This is a genomic window from Pseudomonas sp. CCI1.1, from assembly GCF_034348165.1.
GTDB lineage: Bacteria > Pseudomonadota > Gammaproteobacteria > Pseudomonadales > Pseudomonadaceae > Aquipseudomonas > Aquipseudomonas paracarnis.
The window spans coordinates 3,323,355-3,348,307 of sequence record NZ_CP133780.1 but is presented as its reverse complement, the minus strand read 5'-3'; the positions used below and the strand labels follow the sequence as shown (position 1 = coordinate 3,348,307).

Genomic DNA, 24,953 nt, shown 5'->3' with positions numbered 1-24,953 from the left:
AAAGAAATACCCTGGAGCCCGCGTAATTGCGGGCTTTTGGCTTTTTGGGTCTGGCAAATTCTGGCAGCCTTGTGCATCGCCAAGTACCTTGTGTCTTTTCGCTGACGGATTACCGGCGGCCTTCGCAAACGGGTGATTCGCCGATGCGGCCTTCCTTGCAAAGGTCAATGTTATCTGTGCGCTTGAAACCTGCGTCTTTCATGCAATAAAACCGCGTGAGCACCTGGTCAATCGGGGTTCTGTCGCCCGTCCCTATCAGGTTGGTATAGCCGCATGCGGTCATGGCGTGTTTGACGTCCTCTTCAGACACCCCGATCTTCTTCCAATTGGTAAATTCCGGCGGCGGTGGTTGAAAGCCTCTGCCGGTGCAGCCGATCAATAGCAACGCGTACATACTCGACACCAGGCTCTTCCTGAACATCGTATTCTCTCCCTTGGTTTGACTCGAATAATGTGTACGGCGTCTGCGCAACAGTTAATGCAGTCACTACGAAGAAGGTTTTTCGTGAAGGGTATTTTTCGTGGTGTCAGTGGGTTTCACGGCTTACGCTTACCGCCGCGCTATATCCGAAAAATAAAACTTATCCAACGTATGCCGCGACTCGGTGTACTCGAACTGCGTTCCATCCTGCAAGAACGTCTGGTTACTCACCACAATCACATGGCTTTGCCCATCCAGATCCAGATGCGCCTGGTCGTCCTTGCTGCGCGGCAGGGCTTCGATGGTGCGCTGTGCATAGCTGATCTGCAGCTCCAGCGTTTGCTCTATAAACGCGTAGATGGACTGCTCGGCAATCGAGCGGTCCAGGCCGGGGAGCAGGTCGGCGACGAAGTGGTTGATGTCGAGAATCACCCGCTTGCCGCCGATACGGCGTACCCGTTTGATGCGGGTGATCAGTGTGCCCGGCTCGGCTTCGATGTGTTGTAGCAGAGAACCTTCCAGCGGGAATTGGGTGAACTCGACGACGTCAGTACGTACGTCATCGCCCAGGTCGGCGTGGGTTTCGTGGAAGCTGACGATGCCGCCCAGTTGGAACTCGATCGGGTTGGGCGATAACACAAAGGTGCCCTTGCCGTGGATCTTTTGCGCAAAGCCACGTTCCTGCAACTGCTCGATGGCGCGCCGTACGGTGCCACGGCTGGCCTGGTAGGCGTCCATCAGTTCGGTTTCGGAGGGAAGGCGCGTACCGCGTTGCAGGCGCTCGGTGGTGATGCTGGCAAGCAGATCCGTATAGATCTGGTTGTATTTGCTCATGGGATGGCTCTTGCCCGGCGTTATGAAGGTGGACTGCGCGTTCAAGGCAGGAACCATAGTGGCAGAGGTGGGGTTTGTCCATTGGACAGCGGTGCGAGCCGGGGAAAAATCTGACAGAAAGCTCGCAGGCATAAACAAAAGTGTAACTCGTACAGACGAGTTGTTGATTTAACTCGTACAGACGAGTACTTTTCCCTCCTCGGCGTGCTGCCAACGACTGCCACCCATAAAAACAATCACAGTGGAAAACGAGCATGAGCCACGACTATTCAACGATTGCCCGCGAGATTCTCGACAACCTCGGGGGCCGCGAAAACCTTGAGCAGGCCGCCCATTGCGTGACCCGCCTGCGCCTGGCGCTCAAGGACCCCAGCCTGGTCAACAGCAGTGCCCTGAACCAGGTCGATCTGGTCAAGGGCTCGTTCTTTACCGGTGGCCTGTTCCAGGTGGTGATCGGCCCCGGCGAAGTGGAAAAGGTCTACGCCGCCCTGCGCGAGCTGACCGGCCTGGCCGCGTCGACCATTGCCGACGTCAAGAAAGCCGGCGGCGACAAGACCAACCCCATGCAGCGTCTGGTGCGGGTGTTCTCCGATGTGTTCATGCCGATCCTGCCCGCGCTGATCATTGCCGGCCTGTTGATGGGCGTGAACAACCTGATGGGCGCCAAGGGCATGTTCATCGAAGGCAAGACGCTGCTGGAGGCCTACCCGAACCTGGATGGTCTGTGGAGCCTGATCAACCTGATGGCCAACACCTCCTTCGTGTTCCTACCGGCACTGGTGGGCTGGTCGGCGGCCAAGCGGTTCGGCGGCAGTGAAATCCTCGGCATCGTGCTGGGCCTGATGCTGGTGCACCCGGACCTGCTCAACGCCTGGAACTACGGCAAGGCGGTTGCCGGCCTCGACGGCCAGAGCCTGCCGTACTTCGATATCTTCGGCTGGTTCCAGATCGAGAAAGTCGGTTACCAGGGGCAGATCCTGCCGATCCTGATGGCGGCCTTTGTCATGAGCGTGATCGAAAAGTGGCTGCGGGCGCGGGTGCCGAATGCCATTCAACTGCTGGTGGTGCCGATCACCACTATCGTCGTCACCGGCGTGCTGGCCCTGGCGATTATCGGCCCGGTGACCCGTCACCTTGGCATCCTGATCACCGAAGGTTTGGTGACCCTGTTCGAGATCGCCCCGATGATCGGCGGCGCGATTTTCGGCCTGCTCTATGCGCCGCTGGTGATCACCGGCATGCACCACATGTTCCTCGCCGTCGACCTGCAGTTGATCTCCACTCAGGGCGGCACCTTTATCTGGCCGATGATCGTCATGTCCAACCTGGCCCAGGGCAGCGCCGCCCTCGGGGTGTTCTACATGACCCGCAACGCGCGGGACAAAAGCATGGCCTCGACCTCGGCGATTTCCGCTTACTTCGGCATCACGGAGCCGGCGATGTTCGGCGTGAACCTGCGCTTCAAATTTCCGTTCTATGCCGCGCTGCTGGGCTCGGCGCTGGGCAGCATTTTTCTGTCGTTGAACAAGGTGCAGGCCTCGGCCATCGGCGTCGGTGGGTTGCCCGGGTTTATCTCGATCGTGCCGAGCGCGATTCCGATGTTCGTGATCGGCATGGTCGTGGCGATGGTCGTGCCGTTTGCGCTGACGTGCATGTTGAGCATGAAGATCGTTCGGCCTGGTTATCGGGTCGCCTGAAGATCGCTATCGCAGGCAAGCCAGCTCCCACAGTGATTTGTGAACACATTCAAGTGTGGGAGCTGGCTTGCCTGCGATGAGGCCAGAAGGGCCAGCACCCAACTCTACTGAAGGAACCCACCATGCAAACCTGGCAACACTCGGTGATCTACCAGATCTACCCCAAAAGCTTCCACAGCCACGCGGGTAACGCCACCGGTGACCTGTTGGGCATCGTGGACAAACTCGACTACCTCAAATGGCTGGGCGTGGATTGCCTGTGGGTCACCCCGTTCCTGCGTTCGCCCCAGCGCGACAACGGCTACGACATCAGCGACTACTACGCCATCGACCCCAGCTACGGCACTATGGCCGACTGCGACCTGCTGATCAGCGAAGCCGCCAAGCGTGGTATCAAGCTGATGCTCGATATCGTGGTCAACCACACCTCCATCGAACACGAATGGTTCCAGCAGGCGCGCAGCAGCCTCGACAATCCCTATCGTGACTTCTACATCTGGCGCGACCAGCCGAACAACTGGGAATCCAAGTTCGGCGGCTCGGCCTGGGAGTACGAAGCGCAGACTGGCCAGTACTACCTGCATCTGTTCGACCATACACAGGCCGACCTCAATTGGGACAACCCCCAGGTGCGCGCCGAAGTGTTCAAGATGATGCGCTTCTGGCGCGACAAAGGCGTGGGCGGCTTCCGCCTGGATGTGATCAACCTGATCTCCAAGCCCGCCGACTTCCCCGAGGACAACAGCGACGGCCGCCGCTTCTACACCGACGGCCCGAACGTGCACCAATACTTGCAGCAAATGCACCGTGAAGTCTTTGAAGGCCATGACCTTATCAACGTGGGCGAGATGTCATCCACCCGCCTGGAACACTGCATTCGCTACTCGAATCCAGCGTCTAAAGAACTGTCGATGACCTTCAACTTCCACCACCTGAAAGTCGATTACCCCAACCTGCAAAAGTGGGTGAAGGCTGACTTCGACTTCCTGCAACTCAAGCAGATTTTCTCCGACTGGCAGATGGGCATGCAGGCCGGCGGCGGCTGGAACGCGTTGTTCTGGTGTAACCACGACCAGCCACGGGTGGTCTCGCGCTTTGGTGACGACGGCCAATACCGCGTGGTCTCGGCCAAGATGCTCGCCACGGCGCTGCACTTTCTGCAGGGCACGCCGTATGTGTATCAGGGCGAAGAGTTGGGTATGACCAATCCAGGCTTCGACAGCATCTCGCAATACCGCGATGTGGAAACCCTGAACATCTTCCGGCTCAAGCGCGACGCGGGAGAGTCCGAAGCCTCGAGCATGGCGGCGATCATGCAGAAGTCCCGCGATAACGGGCGTACGCCCATGCAGTGGAGCACCGAAGCGAACGCGGGGTTCAGCCGCGGTGAACCCTGGATCGGCATTCCCGCGAATGCTGCGCAGATCAACGTCGCAAGCCAGGTGGATGACACGGATTCGGTGCTGCATCACTACCGCAGGCTGATCGATCTGCGCCGTCGCGAACCGCTGATACAGCAAGGCGTTTACCGCCCGATGCTGCAAGACCATCGCCAGGTATGGGCGTACCTGCGTGAAGGCCACGGCGAGCGCCTTTTGGTACTCAACAACTTCTATGGATCGCCATGCGAGATCCAGCTGCCAGAAGGCGTGATCAACGCCGAGAGCGAGCAACGCCTGTTGATCAGCAACTACCCCGACTGCCCCCTGCGCACGAGCACTGTGCTGTTACGTCCTTATGAATCCTTCGTGCTGCACCTGACTGATTGAAACACCCCCTGTAGGAGCGAGCTTGCTCGCGAAGATCGTCAACGAAAACGCGCCCCTCCAGGTGTTGCGTGGAGGCAGGAAGTTTTTCGCGAGCAAGCTCGCTCCTACAGGGATCGCGTCATGCAAGACAGTAAGAAAAAACAATAAAAATAAAAGGAGCGTTTCATGAAAACAACAATAAAGCTGGGCCTTATTGCCTCCTGCCTCACGGTGCCTTTTGGCGCGCAAGCCCTGGAGTTTGCCGGGTATTTGCGCAGCGGCGTGGGCACGTCAACGGGCAGCGGCAAGCAGCAATGTTTCCAACTGCCGGGTGCGCAAACCAAATACCGCCTGGGTAACGAATGCGAGCAGTACGCCGAGCTGGAACTGCGTCAGGATTTGCTGACCCTCGACGACGGTTCTGTGTTCAGCGTCGATGCCATGGCGTCCCTCTACAACCGGTACGACCGCGCCCTGAAGTTCCAGGGTGAAAACAACGGCTCGGCGCGCATGCCGCAGATGTATGCGCAATGGTCCAACCTGCCCAGTCTCAATGGCGGTTCGCTGTGGGCCGGGCGGCGTTACTACAAACGTAACGACATCCATATTTCCGACTTCTACTACTGGAACCAGAGCGCCACCGGTGGTGGGATCGAGGACGTGTTGATCGGCGGCTTGAAATACAGCTACGCCCTGTCGCGCAAGGACAACCTGTACCAGAAGGAATACGCCACCCGTCACGACTTCAACGTCGCAGGTTTCAAGACCAACCCCGGTGGCGAACTGGAACTTGGCTTGAGCTACATCGCCAAGGCCGGTGGGCGTGACACCAACAGTGGCTGGGCGCTGACGGCGCAGCATGTACAAGCGGCTTTCCTGGGAGGCAAGAACAAGTTTGCCCTGCAGTACGGCGAAGGCCCTGGCACCGGCCTGGGTTACACCGGCAATACCACGTTGGACAAAAGCAGCAAAAGTTACCGCGCCGTGGAGTTCTTTGATTGGCAAGTGACTCCGCGTTTCGGCGGGCAAGTCGAGGCGGTGTACCAGAAAGATGTGCGCCCTGGGCGTCAGGATCAGAACTGGATGTCCCTGGGTGTACGCCCGGCGTATGCGCTCAGCGAGCAATTCAAACTGGTCACTGAGCTGGGGCACGATCAGGTCGAGGCCACCGGCGGTACGCGCAAATTGAGCAAATTTACCTTCGCCCCGACCTGGTCGCCCAAAGGCCCTGAGTTCTGGGCGCGGCCGGAAGTACGGCTGTATTACACCTATGCGTCCTGGAATAAAGCGGCCAAGCGTGCGGCCAATGAGCTGGCGGCGGGCTCGGCTTTGTCCGACACCGGCGCCTATGGCACGGCGCGGCATGGGTCGAACGTCGGTGTGCAGGTCGAATATTGGTGGAAGTAATCCGCGCTTGTGTGGGAGCGGGCTTGCTCGCGAATGCAGTAGGTCAGTCAATGAATGTGTCGCCTGATACACCGCTTTTCGCGAGCAAGCCCGCTCCCACCTTTGATCTTCGTCATCCTCAACCTTGCATCGACTCAATGATTTTTAAAGAACAACACAAACAGGTGAAGTCATGACCACATCTCAACCCCTGGAACTGCTGGCACCCTTGTCCGGGGTTTTGCTGGCGCTGGATCAGGTCCCCGACCCGGTATTTTCCGGCCGCGTGATTGGCGATGGCCTGTGCATCGACCCCACTTCGCAGACCCTCTGCGCGCCGTTGGCCGGGGTGGTCAGCAACATTCAGGACAGCGGCCACGCCGTCAGCGTCACCGCCGATAACGGTGTGCAGATATTGCTGCATATTGGCCTGGACACGGTGAACCTGGCGGGCCAGGGCTTCACCCGGCTGGTCGAGGAGGGCCAGCGGGTGGAGGCCGGGCAGCCGCTGATCGAATTCGATGCCGACTATGTGGCGCTCAATGCACGTAGCCTGCTGACGTTGATGCTCATTGTAAGCGGCGAGCCGTTTGTGCCGTTGGTGGCCGGTCAGGCGCTGGTCGAGTCCGGCCAGCCACTGTTGCAGGTCTCACCGGGGCAGATACCCGCAGAGGTGGACGAGGAGGAGGGCAATGCGCTGTTCTCCAAGCCAGTAACCCTGCCCAACGCCAGCGGCTTGCACGCCCGCCCTGCGGCGGTGTTTGCTCAGGCGGCGAAGGGGTTCAGTTCAAGCATATTTCTGCACAAGCAAACCCTGAGCGCGAATGCCAAGTCGCTTGTGGCGATCATGGCGCTGCAGACCTCCCAGGGCGACAGCGTGCAAGTGAGCGCGGCGGGGGAAGATGCCGAGGCGGCGATCCAGGCGCTGGTGGCGTTGTTGCTCGACGGCTGTGGCGAGACGCTGCCGGTAGCCGTCGAGAAAATCAGCAAGCCCGCTGCGTCGGCGTCTTCGGCGTCCGTGTTGCGAGGCGTCTGTGCGTCGCCGGGCTCGGCGTTCGGCCAGGTGGTCCAGGTGGCTGAACCGACGCTCGACATTCCCGAAGCCGGTGCGGGAGAAACCTTCGAACGTACCGCATTGGCCCGTGGCCTGCGGGCGGCAAACGAGGCGCTGCAAGCGTTGCAGGCCAAGGCGGCCGGCAGCGCCCAGGCCGAGATTTTCCGCGCCCACCAGGAACTGCTCGAAGACCCGACCCTGCTTGAACAAGCTCATAGCCTGCTGGCCGAAGGCAAGAGCGCGGCCTTTGCCTGGAATACGGCCACGGTGGCGACCGCCAGGCTCTTCGAAGGCTTGGGTAAAACGCTGCTGGCTGAGCGTGCGGCGGATTTGGCCGACGTCGGCCAGCGCGTGCTCAAGTTGATCCTGGGGGTGCCGGAGCGTTCCATGGAGCTGCCGGAGTGCGCCATTCTGGTCGCCGAACAACTGACCCCCTCACAAACCGCCGGCCTGGATACCAGCAAAGTGCTGGGCTTCGTCACGGTCGCCGGTGGGGCTACCAGCCACGTGGCCATCCTCGCCCGGGCCCTCGGCCTGCCATCCCTTTGCGGTGTACCCAGTCAAGTATTGGCCTTGGCCAACGGCAAGCGGGTACTGCTCAATGCCGATAAAGGCGAGCTGCAGCTGGAGCCGAATCTGGCTGAAATCGAGCAACTGCAGGCGGTTCGTCAACAGCAAAAGCTACGGCTGCAGCGTGAAGTGGCACAGGCCTCACAGGCGGCGGTCACCCGCGACGGTCACCACATCGAGGTCACAGCCAACGTCGCCTCATTGCAGGAAGTGGAACAGTCACTGACCCTGGGCGCTGAAGGCGTGGGGCTGCTGCGTTCGGAGTTCCTCTACCTGGAACGCAACCGTGCCCCGAGCGCAGAGGAGCAGGCCGACACCTACAGCGCCATCGCCCGCGCCCTCGGCACCGAGCGCAATCTGGTGGTGCGTACCCTGGATGTGGGCGGCGATAAACCCTTGGCCTATGTACCGATGGAAAGCGAGACCAACCCATTCCTTGGCCTGCGCGGGATCCGCCTGTGCCTGGAACGTCCCGAACTGTTGCGTGAACAGTTGCGTGCGATTCTTGCCAGTGCAGGTTTGGCGCGGCTGCATATCATGTTGCCGATGGTCAGCCTGCTGTCGGAGCTGCATCTGGCGCGCAAAATGCTTGATGAGGAAGCGCAGACGCTTGGCCTGAGTGAACTCCCCAAGCTGGGCATCATGATCGAAGTGCCGAGTGCGGCGTTGATGGCGGATGTGTTTGCGCCCCATGTGGATTTCTTCTCCATCGGCACCAACGACCTCACCCAATACACCCTGGCCATGGACCGCGATCACCCGCGCCTGGCCAGCCAGGCCGACAGTTTTCATCCGGCGGTGCTGCGGCTGATCGACATGACCGTCAAGGCGGCCCATGCCCACGGCAAGTGGGTGGGCGTATGTGGTGCGCTGGCGTCCGAAACCCTGGCGGTGCCGGTGTTGATCGGCCTGGGCGTGGATGAGCTGTCGGTCAGCGTGCCGCTGATCCCCACCATCAAGGCCACCGTGCGCGAGTTGGACCTGCACGACTGCCAGATCATTGCCCGCCAAGTGCTGGGCCTGGAAGAAGCCGACCAAGTGCGCGAGGCCCTGCGCCTGTACCACGCGGCCACCGTTGAAACCTCACCTGTCATGGAGCACTGAGCATGTTCGAGAAATTGCAGCGGGCGTTCTGGAAAGCCCTGACGCCTGATTTGGTGGCCGAGACGGTCACGCCGACGACGCCGAGCCTGTTGTCGGCCGATGTGGTGAGTGCATTGGGCGGGGAGGGGAACGTCACGTCACAGCAGCGCGTGGCACTCACGCGGGTGCGCGTGCAATTGCGCGAGGCGGGGCGTTTGGATGAGTCGGCGTTGAAGGCCGCGGGTATACCCGCCGTGATGGTACTGCCGGGCGGCGTGCTCCACCTGCTCACCAGCCTATAAGGCGACGATGATCAAATGTGGGAGCCGGGCTTGCCCGCGATAGCGGTGTGTCAGGCGCCGAATACCTTGACTGTCAGGCCGCCATCGCGGGCAAGCCCGGCTCCCACAGAGATTTGCTGTGTGCGGGCTGTCGTGATCAGAGTTGCGGGGTGTCTTGCGGTGGCTTGGTCTTGTCCACGCCCGGCACATGCAGGTTGCCTTCCACCACCTGGTTACCCTCCAGCTGCGGCTGGGTCACCCAGGTGAGGATGTCGTAGTAACGCCGGATGTTCGCCACAAAATGCACCGGCTCGCCGCCGCGGGCGTAGCCGTAGCGGGTCTTGCTGTACCACTGCTTCTGCGACAGGCGTGGCAGCATCTTCTTCACGTCCAGCCACTTGTTCGGGTTCAGGCCTTCTTTTTTCGCCAGGAGGCGTGCGTCGTCCAGGTGGCCGGTGCCCACGTTATAGGCGGCGAGGGCGAACCAGGTGCGGTCGGGCTCGGCGATCTTGTCGTCCAGCTCATCCTTGATTCTGGCCAGGTACTTGGCGCCGCCCATGATGCTCTGCTTGGGGTCCAGGCGGTTGGACACGCCCATGGCTTGCGCGGTGTTCTGGGTCAGCATCATCAGGCCGCGCACGCCGGTCTTGGAGGTGACCGTGGGTTGCCACAGCGATTCCTGATAACCAATGGCTGCCAGCAGCCGCCAATCGACTTTCTCGGCCTTGGCATACGCACGAAAGTGTTTCTCATACTTGGGCAGGCGTTGTTGCAGGTGCTGGGCAAAGGTATAGGCGCCGACATAGCCGAGTACATCGACGTGCCCGTAGTAGCGGTCCTTCAGGCGTTGCAAGGTGCCATTCTTCTCGACCTTGTCCAGGTAACTGTTGATCTCGTTGAGCAGGCTGTTGTCGTCGCCTGCTGCCACGGCCCAGCTTTGATTGCTGGCATTGCCGAGGTCGAAGGCCACGCGCACGTTGGGGAAGTACACCTGGTTCATGGCCACTTCGTTGGAGTCCACCAGGGTCAGGTCGATTTGCCCTTCGTCGACCATGCGCAGCAAATCCACCACCTCAACGGCATCGGATTCTTCGTATTCAATCGCCGGGTTCTGTTTTTTCAGCGCCGCCAGTTGTTCAGCGTGGGTGCTGCCCTTGAGCACCATGATCTTCTTGCCCACCAGGTCGGCGGCATTGGTGGGACGCGATTGGCCGTTGCGGTAGATAATCTGTGGGGTGACTTCAAGGTACGGGTGGGAGAAGCGCACCTGCTGCTGGCGCTGGTCGCTGCTCACCAGGCCGGCGGCGGCGAGTACCGGGCCATTGGGTTTTCCCAGCCGGCTGAACAGGTCGTCGAGGTTGTCGGCCGTCTCGATTTCCAACTTCACCCCCAGGTCGTCGGCAAAGCGCTTGACCAGTTCGTATTCGAAGCCGGTCTCACCGTTGCGATCCTGGAAATACGTAGCGGGACTGTTGCGAGTGACCACCCGCAATACGCCATCCTCCTTGATTCGCTCCAGTGTGCTGGGTTTATCAACACAGGCACTGAGCATCAGGAAGAGCAAGGTGGCGATGAGCCATTTGACGCATCGCAGGCGCGAAACAGTTGGGAAGAACATCTGCGCAGTATACGCAAACGGCTCACGGCGCCATATCTCGACAGCGGCGCACTTGTCTGCTAGCCAGCGTAAAACTGTGCTGCAGCCCGCAGAAACGGGGCTTGGCGAGCGATTGTGACGGTTAAAATAACTGCGCCCAATGCCCTGCATCACGCCGTGATCGCAGGCAAAGCGTGCCAACTGACGTTCGGCGGCGGCCACCGGTAGCGTTTCGGGTGCCGTTGGCGAAGGTTTACGCTAGAATGCACGGCCTCAAAGCACACCCCTTCCCGAGGCTGTCCCGAAGATGTTGATCCTGCGCGGCGCTCCTGCCCTTTCTGCCTTTCGCCACAGCAAACTCCTTGAGCAACTGAGCCAGAAGGTTCCAGCTGTTACAGGCCTGTACGCTGAATTTGCTCACTTCGCCGACGTAACCGGCGTCTTGACCGCCGACGAACAGCAAGTGCTGGCACGCCTTCTGAAGTACGGCCCAAGCGTTCCCGTTCAAGAGCCGACTGGCCGCTTGTTCCTGGTTCTGCCACGGTTCGGCACCATCTCGCCCTGGTCGAGCAAGGCCAGCGACATCGCCCGCAACTGCGGCCTGGACAAAATCCAGCGCCTGGAGCGTGGGATCGCCTTCTACGTCGCCGGGCAGTTCAGCGACGCCGAGGCCGAGCTGATCGCCAGCAGCCTGCACGACCGCATGACCCAGATCATCGTCGGCCAGCTGGAACAGGCTGCCGGCCTGTTCAGCCATGCCGAACCCAAGCCGCTCACCGCGATTGACGTGCTCGGCGGTGGCCGCGCCGCCCTCGAGAAGGCCAACACCGAACTGGGCCTGGCCCTGGCCGAAGACGAGATCGACTATCTGGTCAACGCCTTCACCGGCTTGAAGCGCAACCCCCACGACATCGAACTGATGATGTTCGCCCAGGCCAACTCCGAGCACTGCCGTCACAAGATCTTCAACGCCAGTTGGGACATCGACGGCCAAAGCCAGGAAAAAAGCCTGTTCGGCATGATCAAGAATACCTACGTGATGCACAGCGAAGGCGTTCTGTCGGCTTATAAGGACAACGCCTCGGTCATCGTCGGCTCCGTCGCCGGTCGCTTCTTCCCGGATCCGGAAACCCGCCAGTACGGCGCGGTGCAGGAGCCGGTGCACATCCTGATGAAGGTTGAAACCCACAACCACCCGACCGCGATTGCCCCGTTCCCGGGTGCAGCCACCGGTTCAGGTGGCGAAATCCGTGACGAAGGCGCCACCGGCCGTGGCGCCAAGCCCAAGGCGGGCCTCACCGGTTTCACCGTGTCCAACCTGCAGATCCCGGGCTTCGAACAGCCGTGGGAAGTGCCGTACGGCAAGCCTGAGCGCATCGTCACCGCGCTGGACATCATGATCGAAGGCCCGCTGGGCGGCGCCGCGTTCAACAACGAATTCGGGCGCCCGGCGCTCACCGGTTACTTCCGGACCTTCGAGCAGTCCATCACCACCCCGCGTGGCGATGAAGTGCGCGGCTACCACAAGCCGATCATGTTGGCCGGCGGCATGGGCAACATCCGTGAAGAACACGTCAAGAAAGGCGAGATTCTGGTCGGCTCCAAGCTGATCGTGCTCGGCGGCCCGGCGATGCTGATCGGCCTGGGCGGCGGTGCGGCCTCTTCCATGGCCACCGGCACCAGCTCGGCAGATCTGGACTTTGCTTCCGTACAGCGCGAAAACCCTGAGATGGAACGCCGTTGCCAGGAAGTCATCGACCGTTGCTGGCAGTTGGGTGACAAGAACCCGATCAGCTTCATCCACGACGTCGGCGCTGGCGGTTTGTCCAACGCCTTCCCGGAACTGGTCAACGATGGCGACCGTGGTGGCCGTTTCGAGCTGCGCAACATTCCAAACGACGAGCCGGGCATGGCCCCGCACGAAATCTGGAGTAACGAATCCCAGGAACGCTACGTACTGGCCGTCGGTCCTGAAGACTTCGCACGCTTCCAGGCCATCTGCGAACGCGAGCGTTGCCCGTTTGCCGTGGTCGGCGAAGCCACTGCCGAGCCGCAACTGACCGTCACCGACAGCCACTTCGGCAACAGCCCCGTGGACATGCCGTTGGAAGTGCTGCTGGGCAAGGCCCCGCGCATGCACCGTTCGGCCAACCGTGAAGCTGAACTGGGCGATGATTTCGACCCAAGCACGCTGGACCTGGCCAACAGCATCGAACGCGTGCTGCACCATCCGGCTGTGGCGAGCAAAAGCTTCCTGATCACCATCGGCGACCGCACCATCACCGGCCTGGTTGCCCGTGACCAAATGGTCGGCCCATGGCAGGTGCCGGTGGCCGACGTTGCCGTCACCGCCACCAGCTTCGACGTGTACACCGGTGAAGCCATGGCCATGGGCGAGCGCACGCCGCTGGCCCTGCTGGACGCTCCGGCGTCGGGCCGCATGGCCATTGGTGAAACCCTCACCAACATCGCTGCCTCGCGTATCGGCAAGCTGTCCGACATCAAACTGTCGGCCAACTGGATGTCCGCTGCCGGCCACCCGGGTGAAGATGCGCGCCTGTACGACACGGTTAAAGCCGTCGGCATGGAGCTGTGCCCGGAACTGGGTATCACCATTCCGGTGGGCAAGGACTCCATGTCCATGGCCACCCGTTGGAACGAAGACGGCACCGACAAGAGCGTCACGTCGCCGCTGTCGTTGATCGTTACCGGTTTCGCGCCGGTCACCGACATCCGCCAGACCCTGACCCCGCAACTGCGCATGGACAAGGGCACCACCGACCTGATCCTGATCGACCTGGGCCGTGGCCAGAACCGCATGGGCGCCTCGATCCTGGCGCAAACCCACGGCAAGCTCGGCAAGCAGGCCCCGGACGTCGACGACGCCGAAGACCTCAAGGCCTTCTTCGCCGTGATCCAGGGCCTGAACGCCGACGGCCACCTGTTGGCTTACCACGACCGTTCCGACGGTGGTTTGCTGACCAGCGTTGTCGAAATGGCCTTCGCCGGTCACTGCGGCTTGAACATCGTGCTCGACAGCGTTGCCGAGGATGCTGCCGAAATCAACGGCATCCTGTTCAACGAAGAGTTGGGTGCGGTGATCCAGGTGCGCCAGGACGCTACCCCAGACGTGCTCGCGCAGTTCAGCGCCGCTGGCCTGGCCGAGTGCGTGGCGGTGATTGGCCAGCCGATCAACAACGGCGAAGTCAATATCTCCTTCAACGGCGACACGGTCTTTACCGGTCAGCGTCGTTTGCTGCAACGCCAGTGGGCCGAGACCAGCTATCAGATCCAGCGTCTGCGCGACAACGCCGACTGCGCCGAGCAGGAATTCGACGTGATCCTGGAAGAAGACAACCCGGGCCTGAGCACCATGCTCAGCTTCGACGTCAACCAGGACATCGCAGCGCCTTACATCAAGAAGGGCATTCGCCCACAGGTTGCCGTACTGCGTGAGCAAGGCGTCAACGGTCAGGTGGAAATGGCGGCGGCGTTCGACCGCGCCGGCTTCAATGCGATCGACGTGCACATGAGCGATATCCTCGCTGGTCGCGTTGACCTCAATGAGTTCAAAGGCCTGGTGGCCTGCGGTGGTTTCTCCTACGGCGACGTGCTGGGTGCCGGTGAAGGCTGGGCCAAGTCGGCCCTGTTCAACAGCCGTGCCCGCGACGCGTTCCAGGGCTTCTTCGAACGCAACGACAGCTTCACCCTGGGTGTGTGCAACGGTTGCCAGATGATGTCCAACCTCAGCGAACTGATCCCGGGCAGCGAGTTCTGGCCGCACTTTGTGCGTAACCGTTCCGAGCAGTTCGAAGCCCGTGTCGCCATGGTGCAGGTGCAGGAGTCCAACTCGATCTTCCTGCAGGGCATGGCCGGTTCGCGTATGCCAATCGCCATCGCCCACGGTGAAGGCCACGCCGAATTCAGCAGCGAAGAAGCGCTGCTTGAAGCCGACCTGTCCGGCACCGTGGCCCTGCGTTTCGTCGACAACCACGGCAAGGTCACCGAGAGCTACCCGGCCAACCCGAACGGCTCGCCGCGCGGGATCACCGGCCTTACCAGCCGCGACGGCCGCGTGACCATCATGATGCCGCACCCGGAGCGCGTGTTCCGCGCCGTGCAAAACTCGTGGCGCCCGGAAGAGTGGAACGAAGACGGCGCCTGGATGCGCATGTTCCGCAACGCTCGCGTGTGGGTGAACTAAGGCCGTGTACAAGCTCGCCTTCTTCGTACCCGACAGCCATGTGGAGACGGTAAAAACCGCCGTCTTCGCAGCCGGCGGCGGGCGCATCGGCGACTACGACAGCTGCGCCTGGCAAGTGCTGGGCCAGGGCCAATTCCGCGCGTTGGACGGCAGCCAGCCGTTTATCGGGCAGGTCGGCCAGGTTGAAGTGGTTGAAGAGTGGAAGGTTGAGCTGGTGGTGGCGGATGAGTTGATTGCGGCTGTCGTGGCTGCTTTGAAACTCAGTCACCCGTATGAGACACCGGCGTATGAGGTGTGGCAGTTGGCGGATTTTTGATCGGCTGGCTGCATAAACAAGAAACCCGCTGGGCCAGTTTGGTCAGCGGGTTTTTTGTTGGCTGTGAAGGCCTCATCGCGGGCAAGCCCGGCTCCCACAGTTTGATCGTGTTGTCCTGTCATGCATCAACCCACTGTGGGAGCTGGCTTGCCTGCGATGGCGCCGGTGCAGGCGCCTCAGAACTTTCCGACAAGCCTTTCAGGTTGTCCCTCGGAACGGGTACCACTAACCTTCGTCAGTCGCTGCCAATTCAGCGACCGGGACTGCAAGCCCGCCGAAACCTCACCCGTTAGTCACAAGCGCCTTTATAATTGCGGCGCTTTTTCATGGTCGCCATTTATGGCAGCTGTGTGCGGGAGACCTTCGGGTCTACCGAGACTTGCTGGTGATTCTCGGTCTTGCAGGCCCGCACACAGCTGCCACCCATCATCTGCAAGTGATGCTGGTAGTTCTTACTTCACACCAGAGGTTTACCATGATCAAAGACAGCCCAAATCCCCCATCTGATTCCCAGCCCACCGACCAAATCTTCACCATCCTAACCAACCTGAACAGCGAAACCCTGCTCGCCAACGCCTCCCAAGACCTGGCATCCGTGCAGGCACTCGGGTCAACTGGCTTTTGATGTCGACGGCCCCCTGCGTGATGCAGTGCTGGGGATTCATCGGATGGTGGAAGGGATCCAGTTGATGGTGGATCGGGTGCTGGATCTTCACGAAGTGTCAGCAGCCACGGCTAACTGATCGTTCCCACGCTCCGCGTGGGAATGCATCCTGTGACGCTCAGCGTCACCCTTGCGCAGGGCGGGACGCAGAGCGTCCGAGGCGGCATTCCCACGCAGAGCGTGGGAACGATCGGTCAAGACCTGGCATCCGTGCAGGCACTGGCGGGTCAACTGGCTTTTGATGTCGACGGCTCCCTGCGTGATGCAGTGCTGGGGATTCATCGGATGGTGGAAGGGATCCAGTTGATGGTGGATCGGGTGCTGGATCTTCACGAAGTGTCAGCAGCCACGGCTAACTGATCGTTCCCACGCTCCGCGTGGGAATGCATCCTGTGACGCTCAGCGTCACCCTTGCGCAGGGCGGGACGCAGAGCGTCCGGGGCGGCATTCCCACGCAGAGCGTGGGAACGATCGGTCAGGCGTTGATAGGGCGGGTAACCAACCGCTCCAAAGCCTCACCCAAATCTAAAGCCTTGTCACCAATCAACAAGTGCCAAACCCCGCTATCCAGCTGGCTCACACCCTTGCAACCCAGCGCAGTGAGGTCCGCTTCAGACAGCACCGAATCATCCCCCAACTCCACCCGCAACCGGGTCATCGCTACCGCTTCCAGTTGGCGCACATTCTCTCGGCCACCCAGGGCATTCAGCCACTTTTCGGCCTCGTGTACATTCACCGCCACCGGCTTATCCACAGGCGCAACCGCTACAGGCGTTGCGGCAACAAACCCCGGCATCGCCAAGCGAATCTCATCGGCAATGCTATCGGCCATCGGCCCAACCACCACCTGCAAACTGCCGCCGTTACCCGGGCGCACGACAGCCATGGCACCCAGCGCTTTCAGTTCAGCATCCACCGCCTTGTTGCGATCCACCATGTCCAAGCGCAGGCGCGTAGTGCAAGCGCCGACACTGAGCAGGTTCTGCGCACCACCCAACGCCTGGATATAAGCCGTCGCACGCTGGTTGTCACTCATCGCTTCGGCCTGCACCACCTGGATATCTTCACGCCCCGGTGTCTTCAGGTTGAAGCGGCGGATGCAGTAGCTGAACACCGTGTAGTAGATCACCGAGTAGGCCAGGCCCACCGGTACCACCAGCCAGCCATTGGTGGACTTGCCCCAGCCCAGCACCATGTCGATAAAACCACCGGAGAAGGTAAAGCCGAGGTGGATATTCAGCATATTGGTCACGGCCATCGACAGGCCGGTCAGCAGCGCATGCAGCAAGTAGAGGAACGGTGCGAGGAACATGAAGGCGAATTCAATCGGCTCGGTCACCCCGGTCAGGAACGAGGTCAGCGCCATCGAGAGGAAGATCCCGCCCATGACCTTGCGCCGCTCCGGCAACGCGTTGCGGTACATCGCCAGGCACGCCGCCGGCAGGCCGAACAGCATCACCGGGAACATACCGGTCATGAACTGGCCGCCTTTCGGGTCGCCGGCGAAGTAGCGGGTCAGGTCGCCGGTCACCACCGCGCCGGTTGTCGGGTCGGTAAACGTGCCGAACACGAACCACGCCATATTGTTGAGGATGTGGTGCAAACCAGTGACGATCAGCAGGCGGTTGAATACGCCGAATACGAACGCACCCAGACTGCCGCTTTCCATCAGCAATACGCCGAAGCTGTTGATGCCGTGCTGGATCGGCGGCCAGATCAGGCCAAAGATTACGCCCAGGCCCACCGCCGAAAAGCCGGTGACAATCGGTACAAAGCGTCGTCCGCCAAAGAACGCCAGGTACTCCGGCAGCTTGATGTCTTTGAAGCGGTTATACAGCGCGCCCGCCATCAGGCCGCTGGCGATACCGGCGAGCATGCCCATGTTGATGGACGTGTCCATCACCTTGAGTGTGGAGATCATCACCAGGTAGCCAATCGCCCCGGCCAGGCCGGCGGTGCCGTTGTTGTCGCGAGCAAAACCCACGGCAATGCCGATGGCGAAGATCAGCGCCAGGTTGGCGAAGATCGCCTGCCCGGCATCGTGCATCACCGCGATGTTGAGCAAGTCGGTGTCGCCCAGGCGCAGCAGCAAGCCGGCGATTGGCAGGATCGCAATCGGCAGCATCAGTGCGCGGCCCAGGCGTTGCAGGCCTTCGATAAAGTGTTGGTACATGGCGTGTCTCCCTATTCTTGTTGTTTTCAGCTCAGCGGCCAGTGGTGTTGACAGGCTTGGCGAACGGCCTTGGCGCTGCTCAGGTCGAGCAGCTCAAGGCTCCGTTGCCGACATTGCGCCGCGTCCAGGTGGCGGACGCGGTCCTTGATTTCGCCGATCTGCGGCGGGCTTACCGACAGCTCGGTGACTCCCAGGCCAACCAGTACTGGCGTGGCCAGCGGGTCCGACGCCAGGGCACCGCACACGCCGACCCAACGGCCGTGTTTCGCCGCACCGGCGCAGGTCTGGGCGATCAGCCGCAGCAGCGCCGGGTGCAGCGCGTCAACACGGGCGGCCAAGCCTGCGTGGTCGCGGTCCATGGCCAGGGTGTACTGGGACAGGTCATTGGTGCCGATGGACAAAAAGTCCGCGTGTTCAGCCAACTGTTCAGCCATCAGCGCGGCGGCGGGCACTTCAATCATCACGCCCAGTTCGGGGCGTTGCGTCAGCTCCAACTCCGCGCACAGTTCATCCAGGCGCTGGCGGATCTGCAGCAGTTCATCCACCTCGCTGACCATCGGCAGCAGGATGCGGCAACGCGCCAGCGGGGTAACTTGCAGCAGGGCGCGCAGTTGCTGGTCGAGCAGTTCCGGGCGTACCTGAGCCATGCGAATACCGCGCAGGCCCAGTACCGGGTTGGCCTCGACGGGCAGCGGCAGGTAGTCGAGCTGCTTGTCGCCGCCCACATCGATGGTGCGAATGATCACCGACTTGTCGCCCATGGCATCCAGCACGGCCTGATAAGCCTGGCGCTGCTCTTGCTCATCCGGCGCGGTGCGACGGTCGACGAAGAGGAATTCGGTGCGCAGCAGGCCGACGCCGTCTGCGCCGTTGTCAAACGCCACTTGGGCTTCGGCGCTGGAGGCGACATTCGCCGCGACTTCAACCGTCACGCCGTCGGTGGTGTTCGCCGATTGCCGGGCTTGGGCCTGTTGCTGCTGGCGTCGCAACTTCTGTGTTTCGCGAATCTGGTGAACTTCGGCGTGGCGCGCTTCGCTGGGGGCCAGTTCCAGGCGGCCGTTGGCGGCATCGAGCACCACCCGTTGGCCTTGGGGTACGTCGAGCACTTCATTGCCCAGGGCGACGAGACATGGCAGGCCTTTGCCCCGGGCCAGAATCGCCACATGGGAGGTCGCACCGCCTTCGGCCATGCAGATGCCCGCAGCCTGTTGCGCGCTCAATTGCAGGAGGTCCGAAGGTGTCAGCTCATGGGCACTGACAATCGCCCCCGCCGGCAATTCGAAATGCCAGGCTTCACCCAGCAACGCCCTTAGCACCCGTTGTTGCAGGTCGCGCAGGTCGTTGGCGCGCTCGGCAAACAGTGGCTTGCCCAATGCCAGCAGCACGGCGCACTGGGCCTGGATCGCATCCCGCCAGGCGTGGGTGGCGGCGCTGCCCTGTTCGATGGTTGCGCTGGCGGCGTCGAGTAACGTCGGGTCTTCCAGCAGAGCGAGGTGCGCGGCGAAGATCTCCTCTTCTTCGACGTTCTTGCGTTGGCGGGCCAGTTCCAGAGTGTTGCGGATTTCGCCACGCACTTGCTCAAGAGCCACATCCAGTCGTTGCAGTTGTTCGTCGACGTTATGGGTGTCGGTGTCTTCCGGCAACTCGATGCCCGCCAGGCGGAACAGCGGCCCACATACCAAGCCCGGAGCGGCGCAGACGCCTTGCAGCACATTGGCTTCGGTATTCGCCCGGCGTGGTGTGGCGGCGACCGGCGTGTGGTGTTCCTCGTGGATCGCCACGGACAGCGCGGCGACCAATGCCTGTAACGCCGCCTCGCCATCCTTGCCGCGACAGCTCACCCGTACCTCGTCACCTTCACCAATGCCCAGCCCCATCAGGCCGATCAAGCTGTCGCAAGCCGCCGTCTTATCACCGAAGTGCAGCTGTGACTGGCTGCTGAAACCCTGAGCAGTCTTGCGGATCAGTGCAGCAGGGCGTGCATGCAATCCGCCACGGTGTGTGATGCGCACTGTAGCGCTCACTTGCGCGTCCGAGTTATCCACAGCGGTGTTAACCGGTGCGGATGTGCGCACGGCAATCCGCATCAGCGCGTCACCGACCTTCACCGTCTTGCCTGCAATCGGTTGCAGCTCAAAGCGCTCACTGTTGGTCAGGATGATCAAGCTCACCAGGCTCTTGCACTGGCGCGCAATGCGGTCCAGATCAAACTGCACCAACGGCTGACCCTCGCTCACCCGTGCGCCTTCCTTCACCAGCAAGGCAAAGCCTTCGCCATTGAGTTCCACGGTGTCGATGCCCACATGCATCAGTACTTCGGCACCGTTATCAGCGCGGATGGTCAGGGCGTGCCCGGTGCGGGCGACGTGGATGATCACGCCGTCACAGGGCGCCTGCAGGCAGTCGTTCAGCGGGTCGATAGCGATACCGTCGCCCATGGCGCCGCTGGCGAACACTTCGTCGGGGACGCGGTTCAGGGCCAGCACCGGCCCACTCAAGGGGGCGCTAAGGGTCAATGGATTATTGTTGTTGGGCATGGGCACGGTACTCATCAGGAAAACGCCGCTTTAGTGCGTGCGGGTGACTTTGCTCAGGTGGCGCGGCTGGTCCGGGTCCATGCCCCGTGCCTGCGCCAGGCCGGCGGCCATCACGTAGAAGCTCTGGATCGCCAGGATCGGGTCCAGGCTCGGGTGTTCGGCGCGGCTCAGCGTCAGGTCGCGTTCGGCGATATCGTCCGGCGCGGCCAGCAACACGCGGGCGCCGCGTTGGCGCATGTCGGCGGCCAGGCTCAGCAGGCCGGCCTGCTCGGCGCCGCGTGGGGCGAACACCAGCAGAGGGTAGTTCTCGTCGATCAAGGCCATCGGCCCGTGGCGCACTTCGGCGCTGCTGAACGCTTCGGCCTGGATCGCCGAGGTTTCCTTGAGCTTGAGCGCGGCTTCCTGGGCGATGGCAAACCCGGCGCCACGGCCGATCACCATCAAGCGCTGGCTGCCTTTGAGGGCGTCGACGGCCAGGCGCCAATCCTGTCTGGCGGCGTCACGCAGGCCCTCGGGCAAGGCCTGACAGGCTTGCAGCAAGTCGGCTTCTTGATTCCAGTGGCCGACCAACTGTGCACTGGCGCTCAGGGTGGCGATGAAGCTCTTGGTGGCGGCCACGCTGAGTTCCGGCCCGGCGCACAGCGGCACATGAAATTCACACGCGGCTTCCAGCGGTGAGTCTTCGGCGTTGACCATCGAGATGCTCAAGGCACCCCGCTTGCGTAGCAGGCGCAGGCTGTTGACCAGGTCCGGGCTCTGCCCAGATTGGGAGAAACCAAACGCCACTTGGCCGCTGACTTTCATCGGCGCCTGCAACAGGGTCACCACCGACATTGGCAGCGACGCCACCGGAATGCCCACGTGTTGCATGGCCAGGTAGGCGAAGTAGCTGGCGGCATGGTCGGAGCTGCCGCGGGCGATGGTCATCGCCACCTGTGGTGGCTGGCGGCGCAGGCGGCCGGCGATTTCTTCCAGCATCGGGTCCAGGCGTTGCAGTTGGGCCGCGACGGCGTCGCAGGAGGCCAGGGCCTCTTCAAGCATTTTTGAAGTCAATGGTGTCTCCTTCGACCATTACGTCGGTGAGTGTCAGGGAGCGGTCCAGGCGCACGCAGTCGGCAAAGCTGCCCGGTTGCAGGCGGCCGCGTTCTTGCAAGCCCAGGTAGTCCGCAGGAAATTGCGACAGGCGTTGTGAGGCTTCACTGATGGGCAGGCCGATTTTCACCAGGTTGCGCAGCGCCTGGTCCATGGTCAGGGTGCTGCCGGCCAGGGTGCCATCGGCCAGGCGCACGCCGCCCAGGCATTTGGTCACGGTGTGGCTGCCCAGCTTGTACTCGCCGTCGGGCATGCCGGCGGCGGCGGTGGAGTCGGTGACGCAATACAGGCAGGGAATCGAGCGCAACGCCACGCGCATGGCGCCAGGGTGCACATGCAGCAAGTCCGGGATCAGCTCGGCGTACTGGGCGTGGGCCAGCGCGGCGCCGACGATGCCGGGTTCGCGGTGATGCAGCGGGCTCATGGCGTTGTACAAGTGGGTGAAACTGGTGGCGCCAGCGGCCAGGGCGGCAACGCCTTCTTCATAGCTGCCCAGGGTATGGCCGATCTGCATGCGCACGCCGCGTTCGCTGAGGGCGCGGATCAGGCCGTCGTGGCCGGCGATTTCCGGGGCGATGGTGATCACCCGGATCGGCGCCAGGCGCAGGTAGGCTTCCACTTCCTGCATCAACGCGGTGTGGGCGAAGTTGGGTTGGGCGCCGAGTTTGCCCGGATTGATGTAGGGGCCTTCCAGGTGCACGCCGAGTACGCGGGCGCTGCCGGCTGGGCGCTGTTCGCAGAACGTGCCGAGCTCACCAAGCACGCGGGAGATTTCTTCCACCGGCGCCGTCATGGTGGTGGCCAGCAGCGAGGTGGTGCCAAAACGCACGTGGGTACGGGTAATGGTCTCGAAGGCGCCCGCACCTTCCATGATGTCCGCGCCGCCACCGCCATGCACATGCAGGTCGATAAAGCCCGGCAGCAGGTAGGGCAGGTCGTTGTCGGCCGGGTCGCACGGCGTGCCGTCAATGGCGACAACCTTGCCGTGCTCGTGCACCAGGCGACCACGCATCCAGCCGCTGGGCGTGAGGATATTGTCTTCAGTCATGGGCAGTTCTCTAAGTTCACAATTCGGCGGAATAATCATGGCGGCGCAGTTCTGCGACAAAGTCGTAGTAATCGTTGCGGCAGTAGGTGTCGGTGATTTCAATCGGCGTGTTATCGGCGGTGTAGCCCACGCGGGTCATCAGCAGCATGGCGGTGCCGGGGGCGATGCCGACCAGCGCGGCGAACTGATCCGAGGCATTGATCGCCTGGATATGCTGCAAGGCGCGCACGATGGGCTTGCCGATGCTTTCCAGGTATTCGTACAACGAATTGCCGATGGCCTGGGGATGGGGCAACACCGAGGCCGGCATGGCGGTCATTTCAATCGCCATCACCGTGTCATCGGCTTTGCGCAGTCGCTTGAGGCGCGCCACTTTGTCGGTGGGCGACAGGCCCAGGCGGATCAGTTCTTCATGGGTCGGCGGGGTGATGTCGCGCTCCAACCACTGAGACGTGGGCACAAACCCCTTGAGCCGCAGCATTTCGCTGAACCCCGACAGGCGTGACAAGGGTTGTTCCAGGCGCGGCGTGATGAAGGTGCCGGAGCCTTGGCTGCGACGGATCAGGCCTTGAGCCAGCAACACTTCCAGCGCTTTACGGGCGGTGACCCGCGAGATGCTCAGTTGCTCGCTGAGGGCGCGTTCCGAAGGCAGGGCCTGTTCGGATTTCCACTGGCCGGCATGGATCGCTGCTTCAAGGCTGCGGGCCAGTTGCAGGTACAGCGGCGTGGATTGCTTATCGTCGGGGCGCAGGGCCAGGATGGGGTTCATCTGTCAGGTTTCCGATGCGTTATTGGAGTGTTGTCGCCCGGTAATGGCCGAAAACTAATACCACTTAAATACCATGTCAATGCTACCAAAACGGTGCGAATCCCGGTTTCAGGGCGCTTTAATGGGGCTTGGTATCAAGTGGTATTAGAGAGGTCTTTGTGGCGCGCACAAGTGCAGGGTCCCGCGCGGTGAACTGGTATTCACCGGCAGGCGCTGCCTGGGGCAGGAATTATTTTCGAATTATTTTACGAACGGCACGCGATTACGGCCGAATCTCGATGAGGGTGCCGTCTTTGACCAGGTTCCACACTTCGCGCATATCCACATTGCGCATGCCGATGCAGCCGTCGGTCCAGTCCAGGGTGTGGAACCACTGTTCCGGGTAGTCTTCGGTGTCGGGGGTGCCGTGGATCATGATCATGCTGCCTGGCTTCACGCCTTCGCGGCGGGCGCGGGCGGCGTCGCTGATGTTCGGGTAGGAAATGTGCATGGCCAGGTTGAAGCGGTCGCTGGTCTTGCGCCAGTCGATCCAGTAGAGGCCTTCGGGTGTGCGGCGGTCGCCTTCGATCAGCTTGTGGCCCTTGGGGTTCTTGCCCAGGGAAATGCGATAGGTCTTGAACGGCTTGCCGTCGTTGATCAGCTGCAGCTGGTGGGCGGACTTGAGTACCAGGACTTTCTCGACCGTTTTACCGCCAAGGGTTTGCACCGTGGAGGCCGGGGACAGCGTGGCGAACGACAGGCAGATCAGAGCAAGCAACCAACGCATTGAAACGGTATCCCTTTGGCGACATTGGCCGGCTTGTTATTGGGCGGGCTTGGACAGCGGTGGCACAGATTCGCTACGTACCGGGTACGCCTGTTGGCGACGGTCAGCGAAGAAGCATTCTAAGGTACGCCCGACCGTGCGGAAAGCCAGCTCGGACCAAGGGATGTCGGCTTCGTCGAACAGCCTCACTTCCAGGCTCTCCTGGCCAGCGGCGAAGTCCAGGTCGATCAGTTCGGCGCGGTAGAAGATATGCACCTGGCTGATGTGCGGCACGTTGATCAGGGTATAGATGCTCAGGTTGCGCACCCGGGCGCAGGCTTCTTCCAGGGTTTCACGCATGGCGGCCTGTTCGACGGTCTCGCCATTTTCCATAAAGCCTGCGGGCAGGGTCCAGTAACCCAGGCGTGGCTCAATGGCGCGGCGGCATAGCAGCACTTGGTCGCCCCATACCGGCACGGTACCGGCGACGATATTGGGGTTCTGGTAATGAATGGTCGAGCAGTGGTCGCATACATAGCGCAGGCGTGCGTCGCCTTCGGGAATGCGTTGGGTTACCGGTTTGCCGCACTGGCTGCAGAAATTCATGCTGGGGTTCCTGGACAATGGGCACATCTTGGCTCGGTGCCGGGCGTTCCTGCAAGTTGTCGTTTCGCGACAGCGCTGCGGTTTTGGGGTTGGGCGCTCGCACGCTTTGGTGCATGATGCAAGGTAGC

The 24,953-nt window shown here is 61.7% G+C and carries 18 protein-coding genes and 1 pseudogene; 9 read left to right on the top strand and 10 right to left on the bottom strand.

Annotation, left to right across the window (positions count from 1 at the left end; translation table 11 throughout):
- Positions 1–109 precede the first annotated feature (109 nt).
- Together RHM69_RS15010 and treR are read right to left on the bottom strand one after the other, a co-directional pair.
- On the bottom strand, positions 110–421 hold the full coding sequence (locus tag RHM69_RS15010; protein WP_014719805.1) for a hypothetical protein: 312 nt from the start codon (positions 419–421) through the stop codon (positions 110–112).
- 129 nt (positions 422–550) lie between these two features.
- Positions 551–1,255, bottom strand: coding sequence for a trehalose operon repressor (gene treR / locus RHM69_RS15005; RefSeq protein ID WP_014719804.1), 705 nt, complete (start codon positions 1,253–1,255; stop codon positions 551–553).
- A gap of 254 nt (positions 1,256–1,509) precedes the next feature.
- Here treR and treP point away from each other — a divergent pair, with 254 nt between their 5' ends.
- The 5 genes from treP to RHM69_RS14980 all read left to right on the top strand — a co-directional run bounded on the left by treP (position 1,510) and on the right by RHM69_RS14980 (position 9,095).
- Positions 1,510–2,952 (top strand): PTS system trehalose-specific EIIBC component, encoded by a 1,443-nt coding sequence (gene treP / locus RHM69_RS15000; protein ID WP_014719803.1) that lies wholly within the window; start codon positions 1,510–1,512, stop codon positions 2,950–2,952.
- A 122-nt stretch (positions 2,953–3,074) separates the two neighbouring features.
- Complete coding sequence (treC, locus tag RHM69_RS14995) at positions 3,075–4,721, top strand: alpha,alpha-phosphotrehalase (RefSeq protein ID WP_019817229.1); 1,647 nt, start codon at positions 3,075–3,077, stop codon at positions 4,719–4,721.
- Positions 4,722–4,886: 165 nt separating this feature from the next.
- The gene (locus RHM69_RS14990; protein ID WP_019817230.1) at positions 4,887–6,107 is read left to right on the top strand and encodes a maltoporin; all 1,221 of its coding nucleotides are present in this window, start codon (positions 4,887–4,889) and stop codon (positions 6,105–6,107) included.
- A gap of 172 nt (positions 6,108–6,279) precedes the next feature.
- Complete coding sequence (ptsP, locus tag RHM69_RS14985; RefSeq protein WP_019817231.1) at positions 6,280–8,814, top strand: phosphoenolpyruvate--protein phosphotransferase; 2,535 nt, start codon at positions 6,280–6,282, stop codon at positions 8,812–8,814.
- A 2-nt stretch (positions 8,815–8,816) separates the two neighbouring features.
- The gene (locus RHM69_RS14980; protein ID WP_019817232.1) at positions 8,817–9,095 is read left to right on the top strand and encodes a PTS transporter subunit EIIB; all 279 of its coding nucleotides are present in this window, start codon (positions 8,817–8,819) and stop codon (positions 9,093–9,095) included.
- 136 nt (positions 9,096–9,231) lie between these two features.
- Here RHM69_RS14980 and mltF read toward each other — a convergent pair whose 3' ends face one another.
- The gene (gene mltF, locus RHM69_RS14975) at positions 9,232–10,692 is read right to left on the bottom strand and encodes a membrane-bound lytic murein transglycosylase MltF (RefSeq protein ID WP_014719798.1); all 1,461 of its coding nucleotides are present in this window, start codon (positions 10,690–10,692) and stop codon (positions 9,232–9,234) included.
- Between the two features lie 286 nt (positions 10,693–10,978).
- Between mltF and purL the strand changes: the two genes are divergently transcribed.
- The 4 genes and pseudogenes from purL (at position 10,979) to RHM69_RS14955 (ending at position 16,215) form a co-directional block, all read left to right on the top strand.
- Entirely contained in the window at positions 10,979–14,875 is a 3,897-nt protein-coding gene (gene purL / locus RHM69_RS14970; protein ID WP_020301368.1) for a phosphoribosylformylglycinamidine synthase, read from the top strand.
- Between the two features lie 4 nt (positions 14,876–14,879).
- Positions 14,880–15,191, top strand: a complete 312-nt coding sequence (locus RHM69_RS14965) for an NIF3 1 (protein WP_014719796.1) — start codon at positions 14,880–14,882, stop codon at positions 15,189–15,191.
- 475 nt (positions 15,192–15,666) lie between these two features.
- Positions 15,667–15,934: pseudogene (locus RHM69_RS14960) on the top strand (DUF6124 family protein).
- Positions 15,935–16,020: 86 nt separating this feature from the next.
- Positions 16,021–16,215 (top strand): DUF6124 family protein, encoded by a 195-nt coding sequence (locus RHM69_RS14955; RefSeq protein WP_235986465.1) that lies wholly within the window; start codon positions 16,021–16,023, stop codon positions 16,213–16,215.
- Between the two features lie 115 nt (positions 16,216–16,330).
- Here the strand turns inward: RHM69_RS14955 and nagE are convergent, their stop codons facing one another.
- From nagE to RHM69_RS14920, 7 genes are all read right to left on the bottom strand, one after another.
- Positions 16,331–18,028, bottom strand: a complete 1,698-nt coding sequence (nagE, locus tag RHM69_RS14950) for an N-acetylglucosamine-specific PTS transporter subunit IIBC (protein WP_200600579.1) — start codon at positions 18,026–18,028, stop codon at positions 16,331–16,333.
- A gap of 26 nt (positions 18,029–18,054) precedes the next feature.
- Positions 18,055–20,565: a phosphoenolpyruvate--protein phosphotransferase gene (ptsP, locus tag RHM69_RS14945; RefSeq protein ID WP_200600597.1), complete on the bottom strand. Its 2,511-nt coding sequence runs from the start codon at positions 20,563–20,565 to the stop codon at positions 18,055–18,057.
- Between the two features lie 30 nt (positions 20,566–20,595).
- Positions 20,596–21,618 carry an SIS domain-containing protein gene (locus RHM69_RS14940; protein ID WP_014719792.1) on the bottom strand — a complete coding sequence of 341 codons (1,023 nt, stop codon included), beginning with the start codon at positions 21,616–21,618 and terminating at the stop codon, positions 20,596–20,598.
- Complete coding sequence (nagA, locus tag RHM69_RS14935) at positions 21,599–22,705, bottom strand: N-acetylglucosamine-6-phosphate deacetylase (RefSeq protein ID WP_014719791.1); 1,107 nt, start codon at positions 22,703–22,705, stop codon at positions 21,599–21,601. The genes RHM69_RS14940 and nagA overlap by 20 nt, the downstream gene beginning before the upstream one ends.
- 16 nt (positions 22,706–22,721) lie before the next feature.
- Entirely contained in the window at positions 22,722–23,474 is a 753-nt protein-coding gene (locus tag RHM69_RS14930; protein ID WP_200600580.1) for a GntR family transcriptional regulator, read from the bottom strand.
- A 262-nt stretch (positions 23,475–23,736) separates the two neighbouring features.
- On the bottom strand, positions 23,737–24,240 hold the full coding sequence (locus tag RHM69_RS14925; RefSeq protein WP_014719790.1) for a L,D-transpeptidase family protein: 504 nt from the start codon (positions 24,238–24,240) through the stop codon (positions 23,737–23,739).
- 36 nt (positions 24,241–24,276) lie between these two features.
- Positions 24,277–24,825, bottom strand: coding sequence for an NUDIX hydrolase (locus RHM69_RS14920; RefSeq protein WP_003193976.1), 549 nt, complete (start codon positions 24,823–24,825; stop codon positions 24,277–24,279).
- Positions 24,826–24,953: the final 128 nt, after the last annotated feature.